The organism is Kitasatospora sp. NPDC054939, from assembly GCF_053610105.1.
This window is the reverse complement of sequence record NZ_JBSGXP010000307.1, coordinates 1-1,707: the sequence shown is the minus strand read 5'-3', so window position 1 is coordinate 1,707 and position 1,707 is coordinate 1. Positions and strand designations below refer to the sequence as shown.

Here is a 1,707-nt window from a genome sequence, read left to right as displayed (position 1 = left end):
GGCGCGGGCGGCGAACAGCTCGACCACCGAACCGGCGGGTATCGCGCGATCGGTGCCGTTCCACTGCGCCAGCAGCGCCCGGTCCGCCTCGGTGAACAGGTCGAGACCGGCGACCCGGGCCGACGGGTCGGCCGCCACCAGGTCGAGCACCGCGATCAGGCGGCGGCCCAACTCCTCGGCGGAGGCGCGGTCGAAGAGGTCGGCGGAGTAGAAGACCCGCAGGTCCAGGGCGTCGCTGTGGGAGGAGTCGGCGAAGGTGAACTCCAGGTCGAAGCGGGCCGTGCCCGGGTCGACCAGCTCCACCCGCGCGGGGCTGCCGAACAGCACCGAGGTGTCCAGGGTGACGGTGTTGTGCGACACCATCGTCTGGAACAGCGGGTGCCGGCCCAGCGAACGGACCGGGTTGACGGCCTCCACCACGCGCCCGAACGGCACCTCGGCACGGTCGAGCGCAGCCAGGTCCGAGGAGCGGACGCGGTCGAGGAGTTCGGCGAAGGTGGGGTCGCCGGAGAGGTCGGTGCGCAGCACGAGGGTGTTGACGAAGAAGCCGACCAGGCCGTCCAGGGCCTGCTCGCCGGCGCGGCCGGCGACCGGGGTGCCGAGCGGGACGTCCTCGCCCGCGCCGAGCCGGTGCAGCAGCGCCGCGACCGCGGCGTGCGCGACCATGAACACGCTGGCACCCGAGGTGCGGGCCAACTCCCTTACGCGCAGCGCCAGCTCGTCCGGCAGCGACAGGGCGACCAGACCGCCCCGGCCGCTCGGGAGCGCCGGGCGGGGCCGGTCGGTGGGGAGGGCGATCTCCTCGGGGAGTCCGGTCAGGGCGGTGCGCCAGTGGTCGAGCGGCGCATCCTGCGGGAGGGCGGCCTGCCAGAGGGCGAAGTCGGCGTACTGGAGCGGCAGTTCGGTGAACTCGGGGGCGCGTCCGGCCAGGCGGGCCGCGTAGGCGAGCTGGAGGTCGGCCAGCAGCGGGCCGCGCGAGGCCTCGTCGCCCGCGATGTGGTGCAGCGCGATCACCAGGGCCCCGCCACCGTCCGGCGTGCGCAGGAGGTGGACCCGCAACGGGAGTTCGGCGGCCACGTCGAAGGGCACCGCCAGGGCGGCCGAGACCGCCGTGGCCAGTTCCTCCGGCCGGACGTCCGCGACCACGACCGGGGCCTCGGTCTGCTCGGGGGCCAGCACGTGCTGGTGCGGCTCGCCGTCGACGGCGGCGAAGACGGTGCGCAGGCTCTCGTGCCGGGCGACCAGGTCCGCCACGGCGGCGGTCAGCGCGGCGGCGTCCGGGGCGGCATCGAGGTGTGCCACGAACGGGATGGTGTACGTCGCCGAAGGGCCGTCCACCTGCTGGAGGAACCAGAGACCGCGCTGCGCGTACGACAGCGGCAGCGGCTCGGGGCGCTCGACGGGTGCCGGGCCGGGCCGGTCGGCGGAGGGGGTGCGGCCGGCCAGCCGGGCGGCCAGGGCGGCGACGGTGGGCGCCTCGAACACGTCCCGGATGCCGCCCTCGATGCCCAGCCGCTCCCGCAGCCGGCTGATCACCCGGGCGGCGAGCAGGGAGTGCCCGCCGAGCGCGAAGAAGTCCTCGTCCGCGCCCACCTCGGTGGTCTCCAGGACTTCGGCGAAGACGGTGGCGAGGGTGGTTTCGAGGGGTCCGTGGGGGGTGCGGCCGGTGGGGTGGGTGGTGGTGGGTGCGGGGAGGGCGCGGCGGTC

The 1,707-nt window shown here is 75.6% G+C and carries 1 protein-coding gene; it reads right to left on the bottom strand.

The window, feature by feature from the left end; all coding sequences use genetic code 11:
- Window positions 1-1,707, bottom strand: a 1,707-nt coding sequence (locus tag ACWGB8_RS38505) for a condensation domain-containing protein (protein WP_452218305.1), incomplete at both ends; no start/stop codon positions are given.